This window comes from Pseudarthrobacter enclensis (assembly GCF_030811655.1).
In the GTDB taxonomy this organism is placed as follows: domain Bacteria; phylum Actinomycetota; class Actinomycetes; order Actinomycetales; family Micrococcaceae; genus Arthrobacter; species Arthrobacter enclensis_A.
Window position 1 is genome coordinate 1 of sequence record NZ_JAUSRE010000013.1, and the last position, 26,943, is coordinate 26,943.

Sequence of the window (26,943 nt, forward strand, 5' to 3'; positions counted from 1 at the left end):
ATGATGGGGCCGAAGTTGCGGGCGGTCTTGCGGTAGACGAGGTTGCCTTTCCCGTCCGCCTTGAGTGCCTTGATCAGTGCGACGTCGGCGTGGATCGGGGTCTCGAAGACCTGCCACTTGCCGTCCAGGAACCGGGTTTCCTTGCCCTCGGCGAGCACGGTGCCGTAGCCGGTGGGGGTGAAGAACCCGCCGATACCGGCACCGGCGGCGCGGATCCGCTCGGCGAGGTTGCCCTGCGGCACCAGTTCGAGCTCGATCTCGCCGGCCTTGTACTTGGCATCGAAGTGCCAGGAATCGGACTGCCGCGGGAAGGAACAGATCATCTTCTTCACCCGGCCCTCCTTGATCAGCAGCGCCAGGCCCTGGTCACCCTGCCCGGCGTTGTTGTTCACCACGGTCAGGTCCGTGGCACCGCACTCGAGCAGCGCATCGATCAGCTCAAACGGCTGGCCGGCGTTGCCGAACCCGCCGATCATCACGGTGGAGCCGTCCTTGATCCCGGCCACGGCCTCCTGGACCGAATCAACAAAAATCAGCATTACTTACGCCTTTCCAGCGGTGACGTTTTCAAGGACGACGGCCAGGCCCTGGCCCACCCCGATGCAGATCGCAGCCACACCCCAGCGTTCACCCGAGGCCTGCAGGGACCGGGCCAGGGTACCCAGGATCCGGGCCCCGGAAGCACCCAGCGGGTGGCCCATCGCGATCGCCCCGCCGTGCCGGTTCACAATGGAGTGGTCAATACCCCAGGCGTTGATGCAGGCCAGGGACTGCGCGGCGAACGCTTCGTTAAGTTCGACGGCGCCCACCTGCTCCCAGCCGATGCCCGCCTTTTCGAGGGCCTTGTTCGCCGCCTCGACGGGGCCGTAGCCGAAGTACTGCGGATCGTTCGCGTGCGCGCCACGCCCGGCAATACGCGCCAGCGGATCCAACCCCAGCAGCCCTGCGGCCGCCTCGGACCCGATCCACGCCGCGGAGGCGCCGTCGGACAACGGCGACGCATTGCCGGCGGTAACCGTGCCGTTCTCGGTCCGGAACACCGTCTTGAGCCCCGCAAGCTTCTCCGCGGACGAGCCGGGGCGAACCCCTTCGTCCCGCACCAGGTCCGTTCCCGGCACCGGAGCCACCAGGTTGTCATAGAACCCCTCGTCCCAGGCGGCGGCGGACAGGTTGTGCGAGGCCGCGGCGAACTCATCCTGCGCCTCCCGGCTCACGCCGTACTTCTCGCGGAGCCGCTCGGTGGCCTCGCCCAGGGAAATGGTCCACTCCTTGGGCATCGCCTTGTTCACCAGGCGCCAGCCCAGCGTGGTGGACGCCAGGGTCATATCCCCGGCCGGGTACGGCTTCTCCGTCTTCGGCAGCACCCAGGGCGCGCGGGACATCGACTCGGCGCCACCGACGAGCATCAGGTCCGCGTCGCCGGCGTTGACCTGGCGGGAAGCGATGATCGCCGCATCCAGCGAAGACCCGCAGAGCCGGTTCACCGTGGTGCCCGGGATGGACACCGGGAGCCCGGCCAGCAGCGTGCCCATCCGGGCGATGTTGCGGTTCTCCTCGCCCGCGCCGTTCGCGTTGCCGAACACAACCTCATCAATCCGCTCGGGATCAAGGCCGGGGGCGCGCTTCACGGATTCCCTGATCACATGCGCGGCGAGGTCATCGGGACGGACGGCGGCGAGGCCGGAGCCGAACTTGCCGAAAGGGGTGCGCACGGCGTCGTACACAAAAGCCTGGTTCATCGGGTGGAGTCTCTTTTCGCTGTCATGGTGGAGAAGACAAAATGTCGGCGGTGGGCCGTTTCGGCTGGGCCTGGAAGGTCAGCTCCGGAATGGCGCTCTATTTGGCGGGGGCCGTTGGCAGTTCGAGCATCGTTTGCAGGTATTTGGCTTGTGCTGCCGGGGAGGCTAGGAAGGATACGAAGGACTGCGCTTCCACTGGTGTAGTGGAGCCGGCGCTTACTGCCGCAGAGAATTCTGTGTAGTGCTGGAACTCGGGGGGCAGTGGACCGACGATGTGGGCTTGGGGTACGAACAGCAGTTCGCTGAGCTGCTGGATTGCTATATCCGCGGTGCCGTCCACGACGGCTTCGGCGACGTAACCCTTTTTGACGACGGTGGCGTGGGAGCCGACTTCTTCGCTCAGGCCCAGGTCTTCCAGCAGTGTCGAGAAGTAGGCTCCGCTGGCTCCGATACCGGAGTAGGCTACCGACCTGGCGCCGCGGATGGTCTTGATGAAGGATTCGGCCGTCGAGATGTCAGGGGCTGAAGTGCCGCCGTTGACGGCGACACCGATGCCGGCGCGAGCCACAGGTGTCAGGGTACTGGCATCGATTACGGGCCCCAACGACGCGAACGAGCCGCTTACCGCGATCATCGCATCGAACGGTTCACGGGCTTCTATGCGTCCAAGCAGCTGGCCTGTTGGCTCAAAGACAGCCTCAACGCCGACTGCCGTTGCCTGTTGGAACAGATCGATGACTTCATCGAGGGCCTTTTTGACGGCCGGAGAGCTAAAGACTTTCACTGGGGGTTCGTTTCTTTCTCGTGGTGCTTCTCAGCGATGGGAAGGTGCCGAATCACCCCGGATTCTTATTAGCTTGTCGGCCGTTGAGGCGCCTGAAACTGAGACAACGGGACGGCGAATCCGGGGGCAGCCGGGGATTCAGGAAGAAGATCCTGCATCATCACCATGTGGCGTTCCCCGTAAACGATGTCGATGATCCATGCGACGCCGAGCTCCGGTGCAGCTTCCACGACTGTTCCGTGGAGGCGCTGCTTCCTGTCAGCCCATGCGACGACGTCGCCTTCGCTGACAGTCCAGGCCCATTTACCGGTTGCCATGGGTCTCCTTGATCCTGGGCTGCCCATAGCGGCAGTATTCGCCGGCGGGGACGGGCAGCTGAAGCGATAGAACTGAATAACGTAGCGATTTGCGATTGGGGGTTCGCATCCGCGATGCGAACCCCCAATGGGGAGTGCTAGAGCTCGACGACGCTCACGGTTTTGCCGGTGACGGCGGATTCCGCTGCCGCGTTCGCCAGGATCAGGGCGGAAACCCCGTCGGCGAAACTCGGTGAGGTGGTTGCCCCGCTCCGGATGGAGTGCGCGAATGCATCCAGCTCTGCGTAGTAGGCCTGCGGGTAGCGTTCGAGGAAGAAGGGGTAGTAGGCGTCTGCTTCTTCTGTACCTTTGGCACCGGATTTGCGGACGGTAGTGGGCGCGACGTTGGCCGCCGAGAGCATGCCGTCCGGCCCGAATGCTTCCAGCCTCTGGTCGTAGCCGAAAGCGCAGTGACGGGAGTTGGTAATGGTGATGAGCTCGCCTTCGCTGCCGCGCAGAGTCACTACGGCGGAATCGAAGTCGTTAAGCTCTTCGATGTCTTTGCTGAAGACGTTGGAGGCCACTGCGGAGACTTCGACGATGTTCGGGATAAAGGAACGGGCCATGTCCAGGTCGTGGATCGTCATGTCCCTGAAGATGCCGCCTGATCCGGCGATGTAGTCCCGTGGCGCCGGCTCGGGGTCGCGGCTGGTGATGGTGAGCTGTTCCAGCTTGCCGATTTCTCCGGCTTCCACCCTGGCGCGCACAGCAGCGAAGGAGGGATCGAAGCGCCGGTTGAACCCGAGCATGATGGGGACAGTGGAGTCTTTGATCTGTTCGCGGCACGCGAGGACGGTGTCGATGTCCAGATCGATGGGCTTTTCACAGAGCACGGCGAGGCCTCGGGCTACCGAGCGGGAAATAAGGTCCACGTGAGTGCTGGTGGGCGAGCCGATGATGACCCCGTCCAGACTGGTGTCAGCGAAGACTTCTTCGGGGTCCTGCACGGCGCGGGCGCCGGTGCTTTCCGCCAGACGGCGTGCCCCGTCGATGAAGGGGTCAGCGATCAGGACGAGATCGATGTTCGGGTGTGCTGCGATGTTGCGTGCATGTACCTGCCCGATGCGGCCGGAGCCGAAAAGGGCCAGACGCAGGCGCTTGTCGTTGGACATGGTGTGGCCTTTCAGAAAGTTGGAGTCGGTTTTACACCGATGCGTGTTCAGAGCCGGTCCGTACTGGGCCGGCCTCGTGCGCGGTGCTGGTCAGCGGGCGTTTACGGTACTGGGGAAGCAGTTCATGGCGGTCTCATAGGCTCGTTTGAGGCCCTCCGCTACGGGGAGGCTGCGGTGTTCGGCGGAGATAATCTCCACACCCCAGGGGCCCTTGTATCCGGCATCCAGTGTTCGTCGGATGAACCTGCGGGTGTCGAAGTCCCCTTCGCCGCAGTAGGCGCGGTTGTTGATGGTGTCTTCGAAGAGGCTGCCGACGACGTCCTTGTGTCCGTCATCGATTTCCACGGCGAAAACCCTGTCCATGGGTACGACGTCCCAGAGGTCGTCATGTGAGAGTCCTGATCTGTGGGTGTGCCAGATATCGATCATCAGACCCGCGGCCGGGCTGTCGGAGTGTGTGACGACCTTGACCGCTTCCTGGGTTGTGCGCAGGTGGGAGAAAGGCGTGGCCTCCAGTGCCAGCCGTATGCCGGATTCGGCAGCTTCGTCCGCCAAATCAGCGAAGGCGCTGGCCATCGTCGACAGCGGAAGAGGGTTGTCTGTCTCGCCGGCTCCGACCTTGATGTGCCGCGCGCCCAGGGCCTTCGCGGCTTCAAACAATTCGGCGCGCTGGATGTCGGATTCGGCGCGCTCGGCACCGGTGGTCCACCAGCCGTTCAGGAACTCCACCTCGACGATGTCGATTCCTGCCTCGCGGATGATCCGGGAGAGTTCGGCGTAGCCGATGGTTCGGCGGGCCTGCAGCAGGTCGTGGTGCACCAAACCGATGCCGGACCATCCGGTCTGGGCGATCAGTTCGATGCGCTCCTCGATCGGGATGGGGCTGGTCTCGTCCGGGAGGCCGGGGGCGGTGTCCCCTGCACTCACCCAGCAGGTGGCAATTAGCTGTGGAGTCACGGTTTCCTTGTTCTGGGAGTTCATGCGCTCTCGACCTCGACGGATGCTCCCTGCTCCTTCTCGGAGCGGTAGCATGCCTCAACGATCCGGGCGACGGCAAGGGCATCAGCGACGGGCGCGACGACCGGCGCGCCTGTGCGGATGCTGTCGACCCAGCCGCGCATCTCAGGGTGGAAGTTGCTGATGTTTTCCAGTTCCGGAAGTTCCGAGAACTTATTGAGTTCGGTCCGGGCGAAGGGCGGGGTGAAGTAGCTCTGGGTCCATTCGGTCCATCCGGCCCGCCACCCGGCGCGGTCCTGGTCCACGTACACACGGAGTTTCTGGGGCAGTATGCCGATTTCGAGCATGCCGCCCGTCCCGTAGACGGAGACCCTGGAGCTTTCGAACCACTCAAGGTGGTCGTGTCCGTCAAAGCTGAAGGTCACCGACATGTCCGGGTAGTTCAGCAGGACGGCGGCAGAGTCCTCGCGGCTCTTCTCATCCGAGAGGCGGCCGGACTTGTGGACGCGCGCGTTGACCGAGTCGGGGGCGCCGAACATGTGGACCAGGGAGTCAAGCATGTGGCATCCGATGATCCAGAGGGCGCCGCCCATGTCCGCGGGTTGGTTCAGGTGCGCGGTCAGGTGTTCACCGACGAGGGCGGCGCCGCGGGCGGATACCGAGACGACTTCACCGATGACGCCGTCCGCGATTAGCTTCTTGGCCTCGGCGATGGACTGTGCGAGGCGCACGTTGTAACCGACCTGCACAACGAGGCCGGGGGCGGCTTTGGCTTCGGCCTCGGCCAACCGCTCGAGGTCCTCGACGGTGCCTCCGCCCGGCTTTTCGACGACGACGGATTTGCCGGCGGCGAGGGCCCGGAGCGCGTGGGGAACCATGTCCTTGCTCTTGGAGTGGACCATGATCGCGTTGATGCGCTCATCCTGGAGCAGCGAATCGATGTCGCGCGGCTCCATATCGTACTTATCGGTGAAGTATTTCAGCCGGGAATCCTCGTCAGCGGCTGCGAGTACCTCAACGCCCTCGATTTCACGCAGGGCGCGAACCCGGGCAGAAGCGTGCGGGTGTGTGATTCCTAAGAGTCCTACGACGATCGGTTCCAACGCTTGTCTCCTTCGACTGAGCACCCAGGTTGGTGCGATTTCGGTGGTGTGCGTGCAGGTTCGGTGAGCCATGTCTGTCACGCCGAGAAATTTAGTTTCGGTGTCACCTAGTGGACACCCTGTCCGGAAGCATGTCACGGACGGGGCGTCGGGTCAAGCTATGACATGTGACACGTCTGCATCCGCTTTGGCTATAGCCGGCGCCCCAAGGTACTCGGACAAGGCGCGGGCCCCCGCGAGGACGAGATCGACGATAGGTTCAGCGCCCGCCGGCCGGGACAGCATGCCCTCGCGAAGGCCACTGACAGACAAGGAGGCGGCTACCCCACCGCGATGGTCAAAGACAGGGGCTCCGATGGCAGCGATTCCGGGGGTCACATTGTTATCGCTGATCACAAAGCCCTGGCCCCGGATCTGCTCCAGGCCCGAATAGAACTCGGATCGGGTTCTGACATCACGCCAGGGCTCTCCACTGCTGGCAACAATTGCCGCGTACTCGTCCCAGGACGAGCGGTCCTCGAACGCGAGCAAGGCCCGGGGTGCCGCGCCAACATGCAGTGGAAGGGACTCGCCGAGTTTCAGGACCCTGCTGTTGACCCTTATCCCGTCGATACGCTCGATGCAGACAGCCCGTGTACCGCTGCGGATGCACAAGAAGGTCGTCTCCCCCGTCTTTGCATGGATTTCGCGCAGGACAGGAGCCGCTGCGCGACGAATGTCCAAGCGCTGGGTAAGTTCGCTGGAGAGGGACAGCAGCTTGCTTCCGATCCGGTACGCCCCGCGGTGTCCGATTTGTTCCACCCAGCCGGCTTCCGCCAGGGTGGCCAACATTCGATAGACCGAGCTCGGGGGTTCCTCGAGAAGTTCCGTCAGCCGGGTAGAGGTGGCAATCCGTTCCTCGGCGAGAGCGTTCATCAATGCGCTGGCTTTGGCGATCACTGCGGGCGCGCGCGGCGAGTCCCGTTCAGAGCCTTCGGGGGGATCCAGACGCGAAGCGTCCCGCGTGTCGTTGGGGTCTTCCTGCGCCATGGAGGCCGCGATGGCCTTGGCGGCGGCATTGAGTATCCGGTGAGCTCTCTCTTCCTGCCCCTGGACATTAGCGCGAAGGCCGGCGACCGACATGGCCCCAAGCAGAGTGCCGTCCCGGCGGAACACAGGAACGGCGATTGAGGCGACGCCCTCGATGACCTCGCTGTCCTCAACGCTCCATCCGCGGCGGGCCGTGCGGTCCACTCTTTCCCGCAACTGTTCGCCGGACAGCGGTGTCTGTGAAGCAATGCTCGGGTATGGCCCCGAGGCCAGCACGGACTCCCGGAATTCGGGTGACCCAAACGCCAGCAGCGCCTGCGGTGCGGCGCCAGCGTGCAGAGGGAGGGTGCGACCCGGCGCAAGGCCGAGCAGGTCAACGTCCGCCCCTTGGATCTGATCCAGGCAAACAGCGCCGTACTCCCGCAGCACGCAGAAAAACGCGCTCATGCCAAGCTGCCCACGGACCCACCGCAGCTGCGACCGCAGCTCTGAGCGGTCCACAAGGGCGTCCGCCGCAGCGTCACCAAGCTTGAGAATTCCAGTCCCCAGCTCAAGTTTGCCGTCACCGCCCGACCGTACGAGTTTCTCCTGCTCCAGGGCTGCGACGATCCGATAAACGGTCGGCCGGGGCTCGGACACTACTTTGGCCAGTTCCGCCGGTGTCGATTGGCCGATTCGAGCCAGTTCGTCTATGACCTGGCTGGCCTTCATCAACAGCTGAATGGTGTTCACCAACCGCCTCTTTTCTTGCCCCTCCCGGGACAGTTAGCACTCGCGTCCTCGCTCGCGCGGATGCGCCGCGCCTGACTCCTTCAAGTCAAGGATGTTCGCTGCCCTCATAGCTTTCCGGAAAGGCTTTCAACTGGCCCGTCGAAATGTAATTTGGAACACCACTAGCTTCAATAGCTGGTACTGTGCGAACATGGTGTCCATTGTACGGCACCAAGTGCTCGCAATCACAGATGAATTTCGGCGCGGCGGTCATGCCGACGCAGAGCTGACGCCTTCAGCGTCACGCGGCTCTCCAAAGGAGGAGAACGGTGTTTAAGAAGATTTGCTTGTTCGCTACAACGGCAGTTATGTCACTGGTGCTTGCAGGCTGTGCAGGTGGCGGCGCCGGCGGCGGCGCCGGGGCGGGCAGCGCTCCCAAGGCAGCCAGTGACACCCGAATCGGCGTATCGCTGCCCAGCCAGGACGAAGAGCGGTGGATCACGGACGGCAAGGCCATCAAGGATGGTCTTGAAAAGGCCGGCTACCAGGTTGACCTTCAGTACGCGAACAATGACATCCCCACCCAGCAGCGGCAGGTGGACCAGATGATGACCAAGGGTGCGAACCTGCTGATCCTGGCTCCGCTGGACGGAACGGCACTGGCCCCGCAGCTGCAGCAGGCAGCAGGCTCGAAGATTCCGATCGTTTCCTACGACCGGTTCGTCCGAAACAGCCCCAACGTGAACGTCTACGTCACCTTCGACAACTTCAAGGTCGGGGCGCAGCAGGCCACCTCGCTGCTCATTGGCCTCGGTGTGCTCAATAAGGACGGTACCGAAGGATCTGCAAAGGGCCCATTCAACATCGAGCTTTTCGGTGGATCGCTTGATGACAACAACGCAACCTTCGTCTTCAACGGCGGCATGTCTGTGCTGCAGAAGTACATCGACAACGGCACCCTCGTGGTGAAGTCGGGGCAGAACAAGCTCTCCCAGGTGGCGACCGAAAACTGGTCGCAGCAAAAGGCGCAGGAGCGCATGGATAACCTCTTGACCGCCGGCTACAACGGCGGCGGCGCCAAGCTGGACGGTGTCCTCACCCCCAACGACAACATCGCCCGCGGCGTCATCACCGCCCTTCACAACGCCGGCTACGGCCCGACGCTGTCATCACAGCCCAAGCCCATGCCTGTCACCACCGGCCAGGACGCCGAGGTTGCCTCCATCAAGTCCATCAACGATGGTGTCCAGTTCTCCACGGTATTCAAGGACACCCGCGCCCTGGCCGCCCAGGCTGTAAAAGCCTCCCAGGACCTGTTGGCAGGAAAGGACCCGGAAATCAACGACACCAAGTCCTACGACAACGGGTCCAAGATCGTCCCCTCGTTCCTGGTACCGATCCAGCCGATCTACAAGGACAACATCAAGTCCGCCCTGATCGATTCCGGCTACTACACCGCTGAACAGGTTGCAGCTGGCCGCCTTAAGTAAGTGCCCCCGGGAGGGGCACCCAGTGCCCCTCCCGGCCCCTTCTCCCCTACAAGACCGATAGGACGGCGGGCCAATGGCCGACCACATCCTGGAAATGCAATCCATCACCAAGACCTTCCCCGGCGTTAAAGCGCTGTCCGGCGTTTCGCTGGCCGTGGAACGCGGAGAGGTCCACGCCATCTGCGGCGAGAATGGTGCAGGCAAGTCCACTCTCATGAAAGTCCTCTCCGGCGTCTACCCCGCCGGGAGCTACGGGGGCGACATCCTGTTCAAGGGCCAGACGTGTTCCTTTTCCGGCATCCGGGATTCAGAGCATGCCGGCATCGTGATCATCCATCAGGAACTGGCCCTCGTGCCTGACCTGTCGATCGCCGAGAACATCTTCCTGGGCAATGAACGCCGCGGAGCCTCGGGACTGATCGACTGGCACAAGACGAACGCCGAGGCCGCCGAACTCCTCGCCTCCGTCGGTCTGCGGGAAGAGCCCACCACCCCGGTGGGGCAGCTTGGCGTTGGCAAGCAGCAGCTGGTCGAAATCGCAAAAGCCCTGTCCAAGGAAGTGCAGCTGCTCATCCTCGATGAGCCCACCGCGGCGCTCAACGACAATGACTCCGCCCACCTGCTTGATCTGGTACGGGCGCTTCGCGACCGCGGCATCACCTCGATCATCATTTCGCACAAACTCAATGAGATCGAAGCGATCGCAGACCACACCACCGTCATCCGGGACGGGAAGACCGTGGAAACCCTGGACATGGCGGATCCCGACGTGAATGTCGACCGCATTATCCGCGGGATGGTCGGCCGGGACCTCGAAGCGTTCTACCCCGACCGTGACTCGAACCCGGGCGAGGTCGTTCTCCGGGTGGAGGACTGGACGGTCAAGCACCCCACCCAGGACCGCCTGGTCGTCGATGATGCAAGCTTCGAAGTTCGCGCCGGAGAGGTTATCGGCATCGCCGGGCTCATGGGCGCCGGACGCACCGAGTTGATGATGAGTCTGTTTGGCCGCTCCTACGGCAAGTACGTATCAGGCAAAATCTTCATGCACGGCAAGGAGATCCACACCCGATCCGTCGCCGCAGCCATCGAAGCACGGATCGCCTACGCCACCGAAGACCGCAAAGCCTTCGGCCTGAACCTCATCGATGACATCGCCCGCAACGTCTCAGCCGCAGCACTGGGCAAACTGGCGAGCTGGGGCTTCGTTAACCACCACGAAGAAGCCCGGGCAGCCGAGTTCGCGATGAAATCGATGAACATCAAGGCCCCCAACGTGAAATCGATCGTCGGCAAACTCTCCGGCGGGAACCAGCAGAAAGTCGTGCTCTCGAAGTGGTTGCTCACGGATCCCGAGGTACTGATCCTGGACGAACCCACCCGCGGCATTGATGTCGGCGCGAAATACGAAATCTACACCCTCATCAACAGCTTCGTGGACGCCGGAAAGGCAGTCGTGGTCATCTCCTCGGATCTGCTCGAACTGCTCGGCACCTGCGACCGCATCTACGCGCTTTCCGCAGGCCGGATCACCGGGCAGCTGCCCAAGGCTGACGCCTCCGAGGAACGCCTCATGACACTCATGACCAAAGAGAAGGAACTCACAGCATGACCGTGACAGCCCCCCGGGGATCCCAAAGGAAAGATGCGCCGGCCGCAGCAGCGGTCGTCAATACCGGAACCAGCGAAATCCGCGAGCTGTTCACCCGTAACCTGCGCACCAGCGGGATCTACGTCGCGCTCGTGGCGATCGTGGCCCTGTTCGCAGCGCTCACCGGCGGCGCCTCACTGGGCCCCGGAAACATCACCAACATCGTCCTGCAGTACTCCTACATCCTGATCCTGGCGATCGGCATGGTCATCGTGATCATCGCAGGGCACATCGATCTGTCGGTGGGTTCGGTCGTAGCTCTGACCGGCGCCGTTTCGGCGACCGTCGTGATCCAGCACGGCCAACCGTGGTGGGTCGGCGTCGTCGCCGCCCTCGCCACTGGTCTGGCCATTGGAGCCTGGCACGGCTACTGGGTCGCCTACGTCGGAATTCCGGCGTTCATCGTCACTCTCGCCGGCATGCTCCTCTTCCGCGGCCTGACCCTGGTCGTACTGAACAACGTCTCCCTCTCCCCCTTCCCGGCTGACTACGGCCAAATCGCTTCCGGCTTCCTCAACGGCCTCCTGGGAGGCGCCGGATACGACATCTTCACCCTCCTCATCTTCGCCATCGCCGTGATCGGCTACGCCTTCAACCAGTACCGGACCCGCAAAACCCTGATCGGCTACAACCAGGTCGTCCCATCATTTCCGTTGTTCATCGCCAAAATCCTCGTCATCGCCATCGCAGTCATGGTCTTCGCCTGGCAGCTTGCCATCGCCCGCGGCATGCCGGTCGTGCTGATCATGCTGGCCATCCTCATCATGGTCTACAGCGTCATCATGCAGCGAAGCGTTTTCGGCCGTCAGGTCTACGCCATCGGCGGCAACCGCGTCGCCGCAGCCCTGTCCGGCGTCAAGGTCCGCAGCGTCAACTTCTGGATCTTCGTGAACATGGGCTTCCTGTCCGCCGTGGCCGGCATCGTCTACTCCTCCCGCTCCAACGGCGCACAGCCAGGGGCCGGCAACATGTTCGAACTCGACGCCATCGCTGCAGCTTTCATCGGCGGCGCGGCCGTTACCGGCGGCGTCGGCAAAGTCGTCGGCGCCATGGCCGGCGGTCTCATCATGGCCGTGATGAGCAACGGCATGCAGCTCATGGGTATCGACCAGTCGGTTCAGTCCGTCGTCAAGGGCCTGGTCCTGATGCTCGCCGTCGCGTTCGATATCTACAACAAGCGCCGCGCCGGCTCACGCTAACCCTTCCTCGAAAGCCACCGGTGAACGCCCCCGTTCACCAGAGAAGTTCCCACTAAGGAGAATCATCCGATGACCCACCAGTTTGTGTACGAAGCCCTCCCCATGCGGGTGCGTTTCGGCGTCAATTCCCTGGCAACCCTGCCCGAGGAACTCGACCAGATCGGGCTCAAGCGAGTCCTGGTCCTTTGCTCCCCGGAGCAGGAAGACACCGGCCACCGAGTGGCCCAGGCACTCGGTGACCGCTGCGTCGGGGTGCTCCCCGAAGCAGTCATGCACGTCCCGAACGAGGTAGCCCAGCGCGCCAGCGACGAAGCCGCCAGGGTCGGTGCGGACGGCTGCGTAGCCGTCGGCGGCGGCTCGGCCATCGGGCTCGGCAAGGCAATCGCACTCAAACATGGACTGCCCATCGTTGCCGTACCCACCACCTACGCAGGATCAGAAATGACCCCCGTGTGGGGGCTGACGACCGACGGGCGTAAAGAAACAGGCAAGGATCCCCGGGTCCTGCCCCGCAGCGTCGTTTACGACCCCGAACTGACAGCTACCCTGCCTGCCGGCATGTCGGTGACCAGCGGCATCAATGCCATCGCCCACGCTGTGGAGGCCCTCTACGCTCCTGATGCCACACCGATCATCTCGTTGATGGCTGAGGAAGGCGTCCGGGCACTGGCAGCCGCACTGCCGGCCATCGTAGCCAACAGCTCTGACCCTGAAGCCCGAAGCAATGCCCTCTACGGCTCCTGGCTTTGTGGCGCCTGCCTTGGCGCCACCACGATGTCCCTGCACCACAAGCTGTGCCACGCACTGGGCGGTACCCTCAACCTGCCGCACGCCCAGACCCACACGGTCGTCCTCCCCCACGCTCTGGCCTTCAACCAACCGGCAGCCCCCGATGCTACCGCCGCCTTGTCCCGCGCCCTTGGTGGGGCTGCAGACCCCGCCGAGAGACTGTGGCAGATCGCCGGAGAACTCGGTGCTCCCCGCACCCTTGCTGAGCTGGGCATGAAGGAAGAAGACATCGACCGCATCGCCGAAGAAGCGACCAGCCGGTCCTACGGCAACCCCCGCCCGATCACCTTCGATGATGTCCGCGGCATTCTGCATGCAGCATGGGCAGGCAAGCCGCCGAGCGCTAACCCCACCTTCTAATCCACCGGATAAGAAGGCAGGATCACGGACCCTCGGTAGTGCACCAGCCAGCCACTACCGTAGGGTCCGTGCGGCCCCCGGCAAACCACCCGCCCAATCGCAACTTGCAGAAACACTAGGAGGTAGACCTTGGTCACCAAAAGGACCATTGCCCCAGGAATAGCCGTATCCCCATTGGCCCTCGGCACGAATGTCTTTGGATGGACCGCAGACACCGAAACATCGCATGCCGTCCTGGACGGTTATGTAAACGGTGGTGGCAATTTCCTGGACACCGCTGATTCGTACTCCTTTTGGGCCGAAGGTAACTCCGGAGGAGAGTCAGAGACAATCATCGGGAAATGGTTGGCGGGACGGTCCGACCGCGACGACCTGGTCATTGCCACCAAGGTAAGCCACCACCCGCAGTTCGCAGGTTTGGCCCCGGAGACGATCCGAGCCGCCGTCGACGCCTCCCTGACCCGGCTCGACATCGATGTCATCGACATCTACTACGCCCACTTCGACGACCCGAGCACGCCCCTCGTAGAGAGCATCGCGGCGATGTCGGAGCTGGTAGACCAAGGCAAGGTCCGTTGCATCGGCATATCGAATTACACGGCGGAGCGGATCGAAGACTGGCTGAAGATCACGGCCGACGAGAGCTTTCATGCCCCCATGGTGATTGAACCCCAATACAACCTCGTCGAACGCGGCATAGAAGCCGACATCCTGCCCCTGGCGCGCACCCACGGTCTGGCCGTCGTCCCTTACTACTCCCTGGCGCACGGATTCCTGACCGGCAAATACACCGGCGAGGAAGACATCGAAAGCCCCCGCGCCTCCGATGCGCAGAAGTACCTCACCCCCCAGGGCCGGAAGGTCATTGACGCGGTGCGGGCCGTCGCCGGAGAACACGCCACCGAGCCGGCATCCGTCGCGCTGGCCTGGCTTGCCGCCCAGGAAGGAGTGGCCGCCCCCATCGCCAGCGCACGCACCACCGACCAGCTCTCCACCCTTCTCGACTCACTGCATCTGCAGTTGAGTGACAAGGAGCTGCAGCTGCTCGACGAGGCATCGCAACCCTAAGCCCCGGACTGCATACCCGACATCACAACAACGAGGAAACCACAATGACCCAGCAAACCCGTGTCCCAGAAACCGAAAGCACCCCCGGCTCCGGGCAGGTGTCCGCGGCCCAGCAAAACGTCGAGGAACAACTGGTCCGCAACGTGCTGCGCTCATTCGAAGACTGCCAGGACCCACGGTTGAAGCAGCTGATGCAGTCCCTCGTAACCCACCTGCATGCCTTCATCCGCGATGTCAGGCTCACAGAGGAAGAGTGGAACAAAGCCATCGAGTTCCTTACGGCCGTCGGCCACATAACCGACGACCGGCGACAGGAGTTCATTCTGCTTTCAGACGTCTTCGGAGCATCGATGCAGACCATCAACGTCAACCACGAAGCCTACGGTGACGCCACCGAAGCCACAGTCTTCGGACCCTTCTTCGTCGAAGATGCCCCCCGGATTGAAAACGGCGGAGACATCGCCGGTGCAGCCCCGGGGGAACCCTGCTGGGTCGAAGGAACGGTCAAGGACACCGACGGAAACCCCGTCCCCAACGCCCGCATCGAGGTATGGGAAGCCGACGAAGACGGTTTCTACGACGTCCAGTACAGCGACCAGCGCGTCTCCGGCCGCGCCCACCTCTACAGCGACGACGACGGAAACTACCGCTTCTGGGGACTGACCCCCACCCCCTATCCCATTCCGCATGATGGTCCGGTCGGAAAAATGCTTGAAGCCGTAGGACGATCCCCCATGCGCGCGTCGCATCTTCACTTCATGGTCACCAAACCCGGACTTCGGACGCTCGTTACCCACATCTTTGTCCGCGGTGATGAACTCCTGAAATACGACACAGTGTTCGGCGTCAAGGCGTCTTTGATCAAAGACTTCGTACAGCAAGACCCCGGCACTCCCACTCCCGACGGTCGCGAACTTGGAGGACGTGCCTGGGCGCGGACCCGGTTTGACCTCGTCCTGCCGCCGGCAGCGGACTAGGTTCGCACCACCCTGCCTGGGTGATCCACCAGGTGTCGCGTTCGAATGCCGCTGCAGACGCAAGGAGACAGCAGCCGAATGCCCGGGAACGAGCATCCCTGCTCCCAGCCCGGTTCCCGGGCGTTCAGGTCACAATCCTCCACTTTGGCCGGCTCCGCTACATCCTCCACCGGCGTCGGTGAGCGTCGCGCCAAGGACGCCACAAGGCTTCGCGTCCTCTTTTCGGCGTAGGAAGCTGGTACTCGGTTGGCGGGATCACCGCTTCAGAACCTGATTCTCCTAAGCGAAGTGCAACCGCTGAACGGTGGACAACGGTGTGACGAAACGCGACCATCATTTCTATCTGACTGCACTCTGAAGGAGCGCTGACATGGCACATCTCGACACAATCCCTCAACGCGGCACCAGGCACCTGCCGCCATTGGACAAGGGGAACTACAACAAACGTCTGGGGATGGTGGCCGTCATCGCGACCTTTGGTGGCCTTCTCTTCGGCTATGACACCGGCGTGCTCAACGGCGCGCTTTCCTTCATAAGCAGCTATTTCAACATCACTCCCTGGGAACAAGGACTGGTCACCTTCGTCCTGCTCATCGGCGCTGCAACCGGCTCCTTCCTCGGCGGACGAATTTCCGATCGATACGGCCGCCGTGCATTCATCATCGCCCTCGCGGTCCTTTTTTTCATCGGAACCTCCGGCTCAGTATTATCACTGCGCTTTGACGTACTGCTTGTCTTCAGGTTTGTCCTGGGCCTGGCAGTTGGCGGTGCGTCCGTAACGGTCCCCGTGTACCTGGCCGAAGTGGCACCCTTCGAAAAACGAGGCAGCCTGGTTTCGCGTAACGAGCTCATGATCGTCACCGGCCAATTCCTGGCTTTCCTGATCAACGCAATCATCGGCAACACGTTCGCCAGTAACCCCGACGTCTGGCGATACATGCTTTCAGTGGCGGCAGTACCTGCATTCGTGCTCTTCTTCGGAATGCTTAGGATGCCGGAAAGCCCCCGCTGGCTTGTCTCCCAGGGACGGAACGCCGAAGCCCTCGCAGTCCTTAGAACCATGCGCTCCCCAGAGCGCGCGGCCGCGGAAATGGCGGAAGTCCATGAACTCGCTGAAGAGGAGCGACTGGAGCGACTCGGTTCTTGGAAAGAGGTCCTCACAACGCCGTGGACCCGACGCCTACTCTTCATCGGATTCGGCATTGGTATCTTCCAGCAACTCACGGGCATCAACTCGATGATGTACTACGGCACCCAAGTCCTGGAACAGGCAGGGTTTGACCGAAATGCCGCCCTCAGCTTCAACGTTCTCAACGGCGTTGCATCTGTGCTGCCCATGCTCGTTGCGCTCTACATCATCAACCGCGTCAGCCGCCGCAGCATGATGATCACGGGATTCATTGGAACAACCACAGCCCACATCGGCGTCGGGCTGGTGGGCATCCTCCTGCCAGAGGACAGCCTGATCCGCCCCTGGATTCTTCTAGCGTTCATCCTCATGTTCATCGCCATGATGCAGGCAACGATCGGGCCGCTGGCGTGGCTCATGATTTCTGAAATCTTCCCCCTCCGCATGCGTGGACTCATGATCGGCGCGTCGGTTCTGGTTCTTTGGTTGACCAACGCTGTAGTTGCCTTAATGTTCCCGGCGCTGGTAGCCGTAATGGGATTCGGAACCTTCCTTGTGTTCGCAGTGATTGGATTCGTTGCCATCGCTTTCACGGTCAAATTCCTACCCGAGACCCGAGGCCGTAGCCTCGAGGAGTTCGAAGAAACCTTCAAATCCGGGGCTTTGAGCAGCCCGAAGTAGGCGGCGAAGGTGTTGAGCGATCCGGACCACTCGACGTCCCGTGCCCAGTCAGTGCGGCCGCCATCCTCAAATCCGTTGCGCAGCCGCGACACGGTATTGGCCTGGCTCGACGGCCAGCAAAGCTATATGACGCGTCCGGCCCTGTTTCCGTGGTTCTGGCCCATTGCCGTAGCCGTTTCAGCCCTGCTCTTAGCAGGTGGTGCCGTATACGCATCGGGAATCAGGACGTCGGTATCAACACCGCCATAGCGAACCGCCGCGACAGCCTATGTACTCAGCGAGCTCTCATGGCGGTCCATATCGCATATAGTGGACAGGATGTTCGTGCACTACAATCGGCTTGTGTCGTCGTCATAGAACAGTGCTCGTTCCCACCGCAGTTTTCCACCTGGTGCGAAGCAGAATGATGTTCGTATGCGGCTCTCCCGATTCACACCGCCTGTTAGTGCGTGGTTGTTCGATCGAGAGGTGCAAACATGCCACAATCAGCAAACCTGATTCAGCTGGTCCTTAAGGCCACACAATTGGTGGATAAAGCATCCGTTCTCGGCCCCTCGACCCCGGCAGATCTGGCAAAAGCTATCGATGAACCGCGGCCCTCGGTTTATCGGATCATCGGATCACTGGAAGAGTCTGGAATCCTCCGCCGTGCACCTGGCGGACTCGTTGAATTGGGCACGGGGATCTTGCGGTTGGCGGACGCGGCAACCGACGCTCTCCTCGATCATGAAGCCCTTATCAAGTTGCTCGAGGGGATCCAGTCTTCGCTTGGTCTAACTGCTGCATTCTGGATACCACGCAACGGTACAGCAGTCTGCTTGGAGCAGGTAGATTCCACTGAAGTTGATCTCCACGAGCTTTCATCCGGCCGGATCCTTCCCCTTCACACTAGTGCCGCATCACATGTCCTCCTGGCATGGCAATCCCCGGAAATACTCGAAGAGGTCCTCGCCCACGCCCCCTACGAAAAATTGGCGTCAAGGACGCCCGTTGACGCCGAGACCCTCCGCCAACTGGTCGCAGAGACCAAACGCGAGGGCTGGAGGATGGAATCCAACGAGATTGTCGATGGGATCGCAGCCGTGGGATTTCCCGTATTCAATGCGGACGGCAGCATCTTCGGCGCGCTAACGGCGGCGGGTCTGGTGGACCACGTAGTCAAGCTGCAGGAGGAAGCCAAGACCGTGCTTGCAGCAGCCGCCCAGACCCTGACCGATCTCATGAAAGACTTCAAGCTGGTCCCAAGCGCCAATGAGGAGTCTAGTAAGCCAGAGTCGAAGGAATCGGTTCTGACGAAGGCCAGCTCGCTCATGGACGCGTTGGCTGTCGAACGAGTCGCAACCTCCGCCAGACTGGCCAGCCTCACAGGCGAACACATCAGCTCGGTCTACCGCATGCTGGGAACCCTTGTTGAGGCCGGTTGGATAGAACAGATCGGCCACCGCGGTTCCTATCGCGTCGGCAGTAAGATGATTTCCTTGGCGGGAAGTCTGCTAAGCCAACTCGACTTGCGCCGGGCTGCGATGCCCGTGCTTCGCGAAATCCACAATGAAACCGGGGAGACAGTACTTCTGTGCATCAGGAGCGGTACTCGGGCCGTATGCATCGAGCGCATAGACGGTAGGCGAGTGAACAGTCGCCGCCTGGCCCTTGGAAGCTCTTTGCCGTTACATATCGGTGCCGCCCCGCGCGCGCTGTTGGCTTTCGACACTCCCCCATCCTGGGAGGAATATGCTGCGCTCCTGAGCCAGAGCGCGGAATTTAGTTTGGGCGCTCGATCCCGAACGGAGTTCTATGGAAAGCTCAAAGAAATCCGCGATGCCGGCTTCGCCTTGAGCGACGACGAAGTAACCACCGGGATGGCAGCCGTCGGTGCCCCAATCTTTGATCACCGTGGCCATGTCATCGCCTCCCTCTCGGTCAGCGGCCTCCGAGACGCCATACTCCATCAACCGGAATCCTCTCCCGGCATCATCGAATTGGCCTGCGATGGAGCACGACGGCTTTCAAGATATTTTGGCGCACCAGATGACTGCATTCAATCGGTCAACCTAACCCGATGAAAGCCAAGGCTGATTGGATTTTGGCAGATCAAAGGAGCACCCGAGCTCCTGGCCCGGGCCACGCAGCAATTAAATGAACCTAGGTGTCCACACTGCCCACACCCCCATTTGCCCCTAAACGGGTCACACAGACCGGGCCGGCGCGGCCGCACCGGTATGGCCCAGGCGGATTTAAGTGGCTGGTGCCACAACGTCCTCCAGCACTGACCTGTCGAAGAAACGGATTTCACCCGTTGCCTCGAAGAACACCGGAACTACTGATGTGCTCAGGTCTTTAGACGTTTCGTAGATTTCAGCCGCACCCCCATGCTTCCTGGCAATTGTTCCAACCAACTCAGTACCGCGAACCCGAACAGTTCGATATTTGTAACTCATCGTGACTCCTTCGTCAGCTAGGGCACACCCTACCCCTAGGAGTTCCGCGTCGGGAGGTCGGTTCCTATGGCGCCAACACCATTGGTAGCGGCGGCTTCGGATTCGAATCCTGTCGCGTCGCAGCAGAAATCCCTGCCGTGCTAAAGGGCAACCCTGAAATCCTCGAGGGGCATCCACCCTTCCACCCTTCTCCTGGAAACGGCCACCGTCGAGCGGCGCCCCGAGCCAACAGGGATCAAACAGCCCTCGGCCGAAACACATATGAACTCTGTGGCCGGCAGGGACTGACAGAGCGGGAACCACGAAAGAGGCGCCATGCAAACGGGGTCATTGCTGGTGCCGAAGTCATGCCGCTTCGTTCCTTCGCTTCGATAGACAAGTGGAAGTTCCATCGCTGCTTGTCATTCTGATACGTCCCATGATCGCTGGGCGGGTCCTTCGCGCAACCAGGGCGCTACCGCGCCGGCCCCGAAACCGAAAACTTCGCCACACTCACGGTAGAAGCAGTGCCTGCGGATGAAGTTTTCGTCCCCGTTGCCGGTCCCCCAAGTTGCACTCCGGCCCCTGCACCCAGCGGGTGGTCCCCTACCAGAACGACGCCCACCACCAACAACCGCAGAAAACCACGGCAATCACATCGATGAAGGAAACGGGACATGGAAAAGCTCACCATCAAGACACCACCGGATGTGCTCAGCTTCATCGGACACACGCTCGGCTTCTGGCCCAAGGAAAGCCTGGTCTGCATCACCCTGAACAACAACAGCATCGGCGCGACCCTGCGCATCGACCTCCCCCGCCAACCCGGCCAGGAACTCCCCTACGCACGCACGGTCGCCCACTACCTCATGTCGGATACCACCGCCACGTCTCTCCTCTTCGCCGTCTACACCAGCGAACCCTGTCAGCCCGGACAGCCCAAACCCCATGCCGGCACCATCGCCGCGCTCACCGGCGTCCTCGCCGAACAGGGCATCACCATTCGCGACGGCCTCTTCGTCGGAGACGACACCTTCTCCCCCTACGACGGCGAACCAGGCACCACCCTCGCCCTGCCCGTCAGCGACACCCAAACCAGCGCCATCAATGCCGAATTCATCTACCGCGGCAGCGCCGTCCAACCCACCAACCGCGTCATCCTCCCGATCACCCGAGAGGCACTTGCCAAGGCCGCCGCCGTCGAACACCACATGGACACCATTCGAACCCTCCCCACTGGTACTGCAACGCAGCGGGCCCGGGAACTGTGGGCTAACATGCTCGACACAACTTCATACCCCACGGACGACGACTGCCACGCCCTGGTCGCCAACCTCCAGTTCACAGCCATCCGCGACCGGCTCATCGCCGACATCCCTGGCATCGACGAGCCCATGCAACGGATCCTCTTCGCCCAAACCGACGGGGCCCCCAAATGGTCACGCATCGAATGGGCACAACAACTGCTCCTGCACGCCTACACCCGCACCAGCCCGCAACACTCAGCCCCGGTCCTCACCACCATCGGATACATTAACTGGTGGGAAGGCAGAGGCAGCAAAGCCCACCAATTCCTCCAACTCGCCCTCGACTCCGACCCCGCCTACCGACTCGCACGCCTCAGCGACCAAATGATCGGGTCCGGCCTCGTCGCCGGCTGGAACATGAACAAGACCACCGCCTACAAGGCCCTACCCTTCGACTAGGCCCTACTCGTGAGGATGCATTTGGAACAGTGCCACAGCCCAGTAGGTTCGCCTGCTCGCCCAGGTGAGCAGCCTGAAATGGGAACATCACTGCCAGCGGGACTGTCCGATTTTCGGTGGATCCGCGGTTGGCATTTAGTTGATTCTTCCGTCGAAACTGATGGCGAAGGCGTTCAGTGCCGGCTTCCATCGTGTGGCCCATCGTGCCCTGCCTTTGCCTGTAGGGTCCAGGGCCCGGGTGGCGAGGTAGAGGCATTTCAGGGCCGCCTGCTCGGTGGGGAAATGGCCGCGTGCCCTGACCGCGCGCCGGTAACGGGCGTTGACGGATTCGATGGCGTTGGTGCTGCAGATGACCCGCCGGATTTCCACGTCGTAGTCCAGGAACGGCACGAACTCGCTCCAGGCGTTCTCCCACAGCCGGGTGATCGCCGGGTACTGCCGGCCCCATTTGGTTGAGAACTCCACGAAGCGTTCCTTCGCTGCCGCCTCTGAGGGTGCTGTGTAGACCGGGCGCAGGTCCTTGGACATCTCGTCCCAGTACTGGCGGGCGGCGTAGCGGAAGGTGTTGCGGATCAGGTGCACGATGCAGGTTTGGACCACCGCCAAGGACCAGACGGTGGTGATCGCCTCTGGCAGGCCCTTGAGTCCGTCGCAGACCGTGATGCAGACGTCCTCCACACCCCGGTTGTTGATTTCGGTCAGCACCGAGAGCCAGAACTTTGCCCCTTCGCCGCCGTCCCCGGCCCACAGCCCGAGGATGTCGCGTTCGCCGTTGACGCTGACGCCGATAGCGACGTAGACCGGCCGGTTCGTGACCTGCCCATCGCGGACCTTGACGTGGATAGCATCAATGAACACCACCGGGTAGACACGGCGGTTTCCAGCCATCGTTGCGAATTAAGTGGTGCGGAGCTGGTGTTTCCATCGTGCCATGAGTTGGTATGGGGTGCGGTCATTTAGGCATTCCCGTGGCCGGTCGTTTAGTTCGATGCTGACTTCCCGTAGCCGTTCATCGGTGATCAGGCCCAGATCGGTGCCCTTGGGAAAGTACTGGCGCAGCAGTGGAGTGGTCCCTAAATGTTGGACTCCTAATTAAACGTTACGCGGTGGCGAGGTTGTGAGCCAGGTATTCGTCGGGGCTGAGGTAGCCGAGTCTCCGTTGGATTCGGGTGCTGTTCCACCAACGCAGATACTCGGTTAGACCAGCGTGGAACTGCTCGATGGTCCTGGGTTGCTGGATCCGGAACCATTCCTCTTTGAGGTGGCTGAAGAACCCTTCCATGGTGGCGTTATCCAAGCAGGTGCCCTTACGGGACATCGATTGAGTCAGCCCGGCTTCGCGGAGCGTGTCCTGCCAGAGCGGATGCCGGTACTGAAACCCCTGATCTGAATGCACCAGGGGTTGCTCGTTCGGGGCGAGGCCGCTGATTGCAATGCGAAGGCCATCGGTGACCATTTTGACGCTCGGAGACGGACCTGCCATGACAGAGACGATCCGGTTGTCATGGAGATCAAGGACCGGTGAGACATAAACCTTGGAGGTGCCCACCGTGAATTCGGTGATGTCGGTGGCCCACTTGGTGTGTTTGACCGCGGTCTCGAACTGGCGGTTCAACACGTTCTCAGCCGCCTTACCGACCTCGCCGCGGAAGGAGTTGTATCTGCGCCGGCGACGGACCGGGCTTTGCAATCCGAGCCCCCGCATGAGCTTCAGCACGGTCTTCTTCGATACTGTCCATCCCTGTCGCAGGAGCATGGCCAGGACGCGTCGATGCCCGTAAGCGCTTCGCGCCTGCGTGAAGACCTGACGAATGGCTTCTTTGAGTTCCGCGTGCCGATCTGGCCGGGTAAGCCGGTTGCGGTGGTCGTAGAACGTGGACCGGGGAATCTTTGCCAGATGCAGCAAAAGCGGCAGCCGATGATGGGCCTTGAGGTCATTGATCGCTTGAACTTTCAGCGTCGTTTCTGTTCCCTCAAGGCCCGCAATTTTCCCAGGTAAGCCACCTCCGCACGCAACCGCTCGTTCTCCCCTCGGAGTTGCTCGACCTCGCTCTCGGGAACTGGTTTCTCGCGATTGAGCGGTGGGCGGCCCCGTTTCTTCGGGCGTAAGCCGTCTTCACCATCGCGCCGGTAAATTCTCGTCCAGTTCGTGACGGCGCCGGGAGAGGGAAGGCCGTACTCCTTGGCCAGGACGCGTCCGGAAACGCCCTGAAGATGACGTCGCACGATCAAGAGCTTGGTTTCGATGTCGTACTGCCTACGGTCTCTTGTCATCAGCGCACCCGATCCTCGTACCTGCCATCGTTGATACATCATTTGGACAGGGTTAGGTGCTAAAGCAAGAGCCAGCGCGACGGACTTCGCAGTCAGCCCTTGCTCGAACAACTCGATAGAAGACACTGCATCGGAGTGACTCAACGTGCTTCTCAAGTACATCTGACTACTCCTGGAAGAAGGATCCTAAATTGAGTGTCCAACTTCCGGGGACCACTCCAGCAGGCCGTTCGTGTTCTCATTCGTCCCGCGCTGCCACGGGGAATGCGGATCGGCGAAGTAGATACGAAGTCCCGTCTCCCGCTCTATTCGTTCATGGTGGAACATCTCGTTGCCCTGATCCCAAGTCAGCGTCCCCCGGAGAGCTTTTGGAAGGATCGCAAACGCCTGGATGAGAGCATCACCGACGATCTGGGCTGTCCGCCCACCCCGGATCGGGACGAGGACTGTGAGCCTGGACTTGCGTTCGACGAGCGTGGCAATGGCTGAGCGTTGACCGGTGCCGATGATGAGATCGCCTTCCCAGTGCCCTATGCGGGTGCGAGTCTCGACGACTGCAGGGCGTTGGCTAATCGGCTTCATGTTGGTGGACTGCTTCAACGTCCCTTCACGGGTCCTGCCGCGTCACGTTTATGGCGGTACGGTACGTCCGGCCAGTGCGAAGTGTGAGGCTGTCCTGCGCGGCAATGAGGCCACGGTAGACGGCTTCGTAGATGGTCTCGGCGCAGACATGCCAGGACCTGCGTTTGGACCAGCGGCGCCTGAGCCAGCGACTGATCTGCGCGGGTGACCAATGCTTATCAAGCTTTCCGGCCACGACGTCCCGGAGCGCCTTATCCAGAGCGAGGCGGCGTTCTCTAGTCCTTAGCCTACGTTGATGGGCTTGGCCATGGGCGTACCAGGGTTGGTAGCGGCCATCTGGCTTGCGGTTGCGCGAAATCTCCCGGTAGACGCTCTGATAGCTTTTCCCGATCCGAGCGGCGATTGCTTTCACTGACTCGCCGGCGGCGAGGCCATCTGCAATTTCAATCCGGTCATCCTGGGTCAGGTATCGGCGGCTGATCGGCCTGTCTACAAAGTCCACGCTGCCAGCGTCGATGAACCACAACGAGCCGCAGCTCAGCGACACGCCGACCTGAGACGAGGCAGCAGAGCCACTGAGCCCTTGCCGGATCAGCTCGAAATACCGACGCTTGGCTTCAGGCGACATCTTGTTCGGGGCGTACCTGGGCATTGGAATCCCTCACGATCAGGATTCGCAACGACCGTTAGACACTGCCCACGGTCCAAGGGCCGGTTCTGCCACTCAGTCATCTCGCCGATGACCTTCTCCGTGATCCGCGAGATCGTGTCCTTGGAGACCCTGGCGCCGAACACCTCGGCAAAGTGAGCGGCGATCTCCCCGGTTGTGAGGCCCTTCGCGCTCAGCGACAACACGATCTCATCCACACCGGTCAACCGTCGCTGCCGTTTCCGAACGATCTGCGGATCGAACGTCGAACCGGTGTCCCGCGGCACGTCGATCTCCACCGGCCCGATCTCGGTCAGCACCGTCTTCGTGCGCGTGCCGTTGCGGGAGTTCCCGCTGCCGCGCCCGGACACGTCGTGCTTTTCGTATCCAAGGTGTTCGTCCATTTCGGCTTCCAACGCGGTCTCCAGGACGTTCTTGGTGAGCCGGTTCAAAAGCCCGTCCGGGCCAACCAGGTCAATTCCTTGCTCTCTGGCCTGGGCCAGGAGCTGCTGCGCTAACTCTTGCTGATCCACATCAGTCGCCATGGGATCCATGGTGTCGCTCATGATCAGTCCTCCCCGCCAGGCAACACCCGGCGTGTCAGGCCAACCATGGATCCACCGACGGTCCTATAAACGTCAAGTGAGTCCAAGGTCGGTTTTCAGGTCGTGGTAGACCTCCCGGGCAATGAAGCGTTTGAGGCATCGGAGCACGTCCTTCTTCGACAGTCCTTCAGCGAGGCGTCGCTTGACGTAGTCGATGGTGGGCTGGTGGTAGCGCATCCGGCAGACCGCGATCATGTGGAGCGCGGCGTTGGCTTGACGATCACCGCCTCGGTGCAGGCGCATGCGATGCGTCTTGCCGGAGGAGACCGGGATCGGTGCGACGCCGCAGATTCTGGCGAATGCGGCCTCGGAGTGGAGCCGCTCAATGTTCTGCCCGGCGGTGATCAACAGCTGCGCGGCGTGCCCTGGCCCGATCGCGAGCTTGGACGTCAGCGTCGGCGCGGTGCGCTCGACGAGCTGTTTGAGTGAGGCGTCGGTCTCGTTGATCTCCTCATCGAGCATCTGGATCCTCCGGGCCATGGCGCGCAGTGCACGCTTTGTGGCTTGAAGCGGGTCATCAAGACGATCCAGATCAGGCCGCAAACCCGCGCATCGTGCCACGAGCACGGCTGCGGACCGTTCCGTGAGCTGCTCCCGCAGCTGCGCAGGTGCTGTGACTAGAAGACTGCGCAGTTGGACGATCGTTCTCGTGCGGGAACGAACCGCGGATTCCCGGGCCAAGCGCAGCACACGGATCGACTCGACAACACCCGTGGTGACCTTCGGGATCGCGGTGGCCTGCCCCGAGAGCGCTTTGCGCGCTGCTGCTTCAGCGTCTATCGAATCGTCTTTGCCGCGGCGCGCTCTCAGGTGCGGGTGCGGCTGGTTGACTTCCACGACATCGACACCTGATTCGAGGAGGAACCGTGTGATGCCGGCCGCATACGAACCGGTGGATTCGACGCCGATCTTGTCAATTAACCCGAACTTTGCCAACCAGTCCAGCGCGTCACGATATCCGCGTGATGAAGCGGGAAAAGGGTGGTCGCCGAGTATCTTCCCGGTCGTATCGAGCGCGACGACATGATGAGTGTCGGCGTGCGCGTCGATGCCTCCGATGACGATCACTGCTTGCGTCGTCTGCGCGTTGTTGCTCATGCTGGTGGTGTCTCCCTTCGATGAGGGATGACCTCGCCAGGCCGGGCGGACACAACAATGACGAGTCATTGATCGAGCAAGGTCCTATGAAGTCACGTCCCGCCCGGTCCGGCCACCCGAAACGAGCGCGACCCCGGCACGCGCCGACCCGTCGGTGTCAGGACAATGCCCGAGAGCACGTCAGTTAATCAGCAAGTCAGACCCGCCCGGAGCCGCAACTCCATCTTCATTGTTATTCAGACAGTCCCCTGCCAGCTTTACGGAATCTTCATTATCGGCTCGCTGATAGTCAGAGGAGCGGGTGGGTAGGAGACGGCCGCGCATTCGTGTGCCTTTGGCCGATTTGGGAACTCAGGCCGCGTGAAGAAGCCCCCTGCGGCAGTTCAGCTGCCAGAGGGGGCTTGCTCCGTCCTGAGTGGTCCGGACGACGTTTATGTGGGCTCGTTTATTCCCCAACCGCAGTGCTTGATGACCACG

General features: G+C 61.8%; 21 protein-coding genes and 4 pseudogenes. 9 read left to right on the forward strand and 16 right to left on the reverse strand.

Translation table 11 applies throughout. The annotated features are described in order from the left end of the window. From J2X98_RS13060 to J2X98_RS13095, 8 genes are all read right to left on the reverse strand, one after another. Positions 1-539 (reverse strand): 3-oxoacid CoA-transferase subunit A (locus J2X98_RS13060; RefSeq protein WP_307308792.1); only part of this gene is annotated, 539 nt, incomplete at its 3' end. 3 nt (positions 540-542) lie between these two features. Further along, the gene (locus J2X98_RS13065; protein ID WP_307308795.1) at positions 543-1,739 is read right to left on the reverse strand and encodes a thiolase family protein; all 1,197 of its coding nucleotides are present in this window, start codon (positions 1,737-1,739) and stop codon (positions 543-545) included. Between the two features lie 97 nt (positions 1,740-1,836). Next, on the reverse strand, positions 1,837-2,523 hold the full coding sequence (locus J2X98_RS13070; RefSeq protein WP_307308798.1) for a substrate-binding domain-containing protein: 687 nt from the start codon (positions 2,521-2,523) through the stop codon (positions 1,837-1,839). A gap of 68 nt (positions 2,524-2,591) precedes the next feature. Then, the gene (locus J2X98_RS13075; RefSeq protein ID WP_224025934.1) at positions 2,592-2,840 is read right to left on the reverse strand and encodes a hypothetical protein; all 249 of its coding nucleotides are present in this window, start codon (positions 2,838-2,840) and stop codon (positions 2,592-2,594) included. 137 nt (positions 2,841-2,977) lie between these two features. Continuing rightward, a complete protein-coding gene (iolG, locus tag J2X98_RS13080; RefSeq protein WP_307308804.1) occupies positions 2,978-3,991 on the reverse strand; it encodes an inositol 2-dehydrogenase in 1,014 nt (337 codons plus the stop codon). Between the two features lie 90 nt (positions 3,992-4,081). Further along, on the reverse strand, positions 4,082-4,948 hold the full coding sequence (locus J2X98_RS13085) for a sugar phosphate isomerase/epimerase family protein (protein ID WP_307308807.1): 867 nt from the start codon (positions 4,946-4,948) through the stop codon (positions 4,082-4,084). A 20-nt stretch (positions 4,949-4,968) separates the two neighbouring features. Continuing rightward, positions 4,969-6,051, reverse strand: coding sequence for a Gfo/Idh/MocA family protein (locus tag J2X98_RS13090; protein WP_224025931.1), 1,083 nt, complete (start codon positions 6,049-6,051; stop codon positions 4,969-4,971). Positions 6,052-6,204: 153 nt separating this feature from the next. Next, the gene (locus J2X98_RS13095) at positions 6,205-7,812 is read right to left on the reverse strand and encodes an IclR family transcriptional regulator (protein WP_307308812.1); all 1,608 of its coding nucleotides are present in this window, start codon (positions 7,810-7,812) and stop codon (positions 6,205-6,207) included. A gap of 347 nt (positions 7,813-8,159) precedes the next feature. Between J2X98_RS13095 and chvE the strand changes: the two genes are divergently transcribed. From chvE to J2X98_RS13135, 8 genes are all read left to right on the forward strand, one after another. Continuing rightward, a complete protein-coding gene (gene chvE / locus J2X98_RS13100; RefSeq protein WP_307308815.1) occupies positions 8,160-9,281 on the forward strand; it encodes a multiple monosaccharide ABC transporter substrate-binding protein in 1,122 nt (373 codons plus the stop codon). Between the two features lie 73 nt (positions 9,282-9,354). Next, positions 9,355-10,893, forward strand: coding sequence for a multiple monosaccharide ABC transporter ATP-binding protein (gene mmsA / locus J2X98_RS13105; protein ID WP_307308818.1), 1,539 nt, complete (start codon positions 9,355-9,357; stop codon positions 10,891-10,893). Continuing rightward, positions 10,890-12,131, forward strand: a complete 1,242-nt coding sequence (gene mmsB / locus J2X98_RS13110; protein ID WP_307308821.1) for a multiple monosaccharide ABC transporter permease — start codon at positions 10,890-10,892, stop codon at positions 12,129-12,131. Before mmsA ends, mmsB begins: the two co-directional genes overlap by 4 nt. 69 nt (positions 12,132-12,200) lie before the next feature. Further along, positions 12,201-13,280 carry a maleylacetate reductase gene (locus tag J2X98_RS13115; RefSeq protein WP_307308824.1) on the forward strand — a complete coding sequence of 360 codons (1,080 nt, stop codon included), beginning with the start codon at positions 12,201-12,203 and terminating at the stop codon, positions 13,278-13,280. A gap of 129 nt (positions 13,281-13,409) precedes the next feature. Next, positions 13,410-14,348: an aldo/keto reductase gene (locus J2X98_RS13120; RefSeq protein WP_307308827.1), complete on the forward strand. Its 939-nt coding sequence runs from the start codon at positions 13,410-13,412 to the stop codon at positions 14,346-14,348. 44 nt (positions 14,349-14,392) lie between these two features. Continuing rightward, the gene (locus J2X98_RS13125; RefSeq protein ID WP_307308830.1) at positions 14,393-15,325 is read left to right on the forward strand and encodes an intradiol ring-cleavage dioxygenase; all 933 of its coding nucleotides are present in this window, start codon (positions 14,393-14,395) and stop codon (positions 15,323-15,325) included. Positions 15,326-15,695: 370 nt separating this feature from the next. Continuing rightward, positions 15,696-17,135 (forward strand): sugar porter family MFS transporter, encoded by a 1,440-nt coding sequence (locus J2X98_RS13130; protein ID WP_307308833.1) that lies wholly within the window; start codon positions 15,696-15,698, stop codon positions 17,133-17,135. 476 nt (positions 17,136-17,611) lie between these two features. Further along, the gene (locus J2X98_RS13135; protein WP_307308837.1) at positions 17,612-19,198 is read left to right on the forward strand and encodes an IclR family transcriptional regulator; all 1,587 of its coding nucleotides are present in this window, start codon (positions 17,612-17,614) and stop codon (positions 19,196-19,198) included. A gap of 171 nt (positions 19,199-19,369) precedes the next feature. Here the strand turns inward: J2X98_RS13135 and J2X98_RS13140 are convergent, their stop codons facing one another. Continuing rightward, positions 19,370-19,573, reverse strand: coding sequence for a hypothetical protein (locus J2X98_RS13140; RefSeq protein WP_307308840.1), 204 nt, complete (start codon positions 19,571-19,573; stop codon positions 19,370-19,372). A 656-nt stretch (positions 19,574-20,229) separates the two neighbouring features. On the opposite strand from J2X98_RS13140, the gene J2X98_RS13145 reads away from it, so the two are divergent. Beyond that, a complete protein-coding gene (locus tag J2X98_RS13145; RefSeq protein ID WP_307308842.1) occupies positions 20,230-21,258 on the forward strand; it encodes a DUF4192 domain-containing protein in 1,029 nt (342 codons plus the stop codon). Positions 21,259-21,393: 135 nt separating this feature from the next. Here J2X98_RS13145 and J2X98_RS13150 read toward each other — a convergent pair. From J2X98_RS13150 to J2X98_RS13185, 7 genes and pseudogenes are all read right to left on the reverse strand, one after another. Beyond that, positions 21,394-22,128 (reverse strand): annotated as a pseudogene (locus J2X98_RS13150) (IS256 family transposase); the annotation flags it as partial. A 27-nt stretch (positions 22,129-22,155) separates the two neighbouring features. Further along, positions 22,156-22,329 (reverse strand): annotated as a pseudogene (locus J2X98_RS22315) (IS30 family transposase); the annotation flags it as partial. Positions 22,330-22,357: 28 nt separating this feature from the next. Beyond that, entirely contained in the window at positions 22,358-23,164 is an 807-nt protein-coding gene (locus J2X98_RS13160; protein WP_307308845.1) for an IS3 family transposase, read from the reverse strand. A gap of 47 nt (positions 23,165-23,211) precedes the next feature. After that, a complete protein-coding gene (locus tag J2X98_RS13165) occupies positions 23,212-23,658 on the reverse strand; it encodes a helix-turn-helix domain-containing protein (protein WP_307308847.1) in 447 nt (148 codons plus the stop codon). A gap of 93 nt (positions 23,659-23,751) precedes the next feature. Then, positions 23,752-24,766 (reverse strand): annotated as a pseudogene (locus J2X98_RS22320) (IS30 family transposase); the annotation flags it as partial. A 50-nt stretch (positions 24,767-24,816) separates the two neighbouring features. After that, positions 24,817-25,317: pseudogene (locus J2X98_RS13180) on the reverse strand (transposase); the annotation flags it as partial. An 84-nt stretch (positions 25,318-25,401) separates the two neighbouring features. Then, complete coding sequence (locus tag J2X98_RS13185; RefSeq protein WP_307308856.1) at positions 25,402-26,466, reverse strand: IS110 family transposase; 1,065 nt, start codon at positions 26,464-26,466, stop codon at positions 25,402-25,404. Between the last annotated feature and the right edge of the window lie 477 nt (positions 26,467-26,943).

What these genes read in the sequence shown, in the direction of transcription:
- J2X98_RS13125 (WP_307308830.1), top strand. Translation starts at nt 14,393, where the DNA reads ATGACCCAGCAAACCCGTGTCCCAGAAACCGAAAGCACCCCCGGCTCC.
- chvE (WP_307308815.1), top strand. Translation starts at nt 8,160, where the DNA reads ATGTCACTGGTGCTTGCAGGCTGTGCAGGTGGCGGCGCCGGCGGCGGC.
- iolG (WP_307308804.1), bottom strand. Translation starts at nt 3,991, where the DNA reads ATGTCCAACGACAAGCGCCTGCGTCTGGCCCTTTTCGGCTCCGGCCGC.
- J2X98_RS13145 (WP_307308842.1), top strand. Translation starts at nt 20,230, where the DNA reads ATGGAAAAGCTCACCATCAAGACACCACCGGATGTGCTCAGCTTCATC.
- mmsB (WP_307308821.1), top strand. Translation starts at nt 10,890, where the DNA reads ATGACCGTGACAGCCCCCCGGGGATCCCAAAGGAAAGATGCGCCGGCC.
- mmsA (WP_307308818.1), top strand. Translation starts at nt 9,355, where the DNA reads ATGGCCGACCACATCCTGGAAATGCAATCCATCACCAAGACCTTCCCC.
- J2X98_RS13140 (WP_307308840.1), bottom strand. Translation starts at nt 19,573, where the DNA reads ATGAGTTACAAATATCGAACTGTTCGGGTTCGCGGTACTGAGTTGGTT.
- J2X98_RS13065 (WP_307308795.1), bottom strand. Translation starts at nt 1,739, where the DNA reads ATGAACCAGGCTTTTGTGTACGACGCCGTGCGCACCCCTTTCGGCAAG.
- J2X98_RS13135 (WP_307308837.1), top strand. Translation starts at nt 17,612, where the DNA reads ATGCCACAATCAGCAAACCTGATTCAGCTGGTCCTTAAGGCCACACAA.
- J2X98_RS13075 (WP_224025934.1), bottom strand. Translation starts at nt 2,840, where the DNA reads ATGGCAACCGGTAAATGGGCCTGGACTGTCAGCGAAGGCGACGTCGTC.
- J2X98_RS13130 (WP_307308833.1), top strand. Translation starts at nt 15,696, where the DNA reads ATGGCACATCTCGACACAATCCCTCAACGCGGCACCAGGCACCTGCCG.
- J2X98_RS13185 (WP_307308856.1), bottom strand. Translation starts at nt 26,466, where the DNA reads ATGAGCAACAACGCGCAGACGACGCAAGCAGTGATCGTCATCGGAGGC.
- J2X98_RS13115 (WP_307308824.1), top strand. Translation starts at nt 12,201, where the DNA reads ATGACCCACCAGTTTGTGTACGAAGCCCTCCCCATGCGGGTGCGTTTC.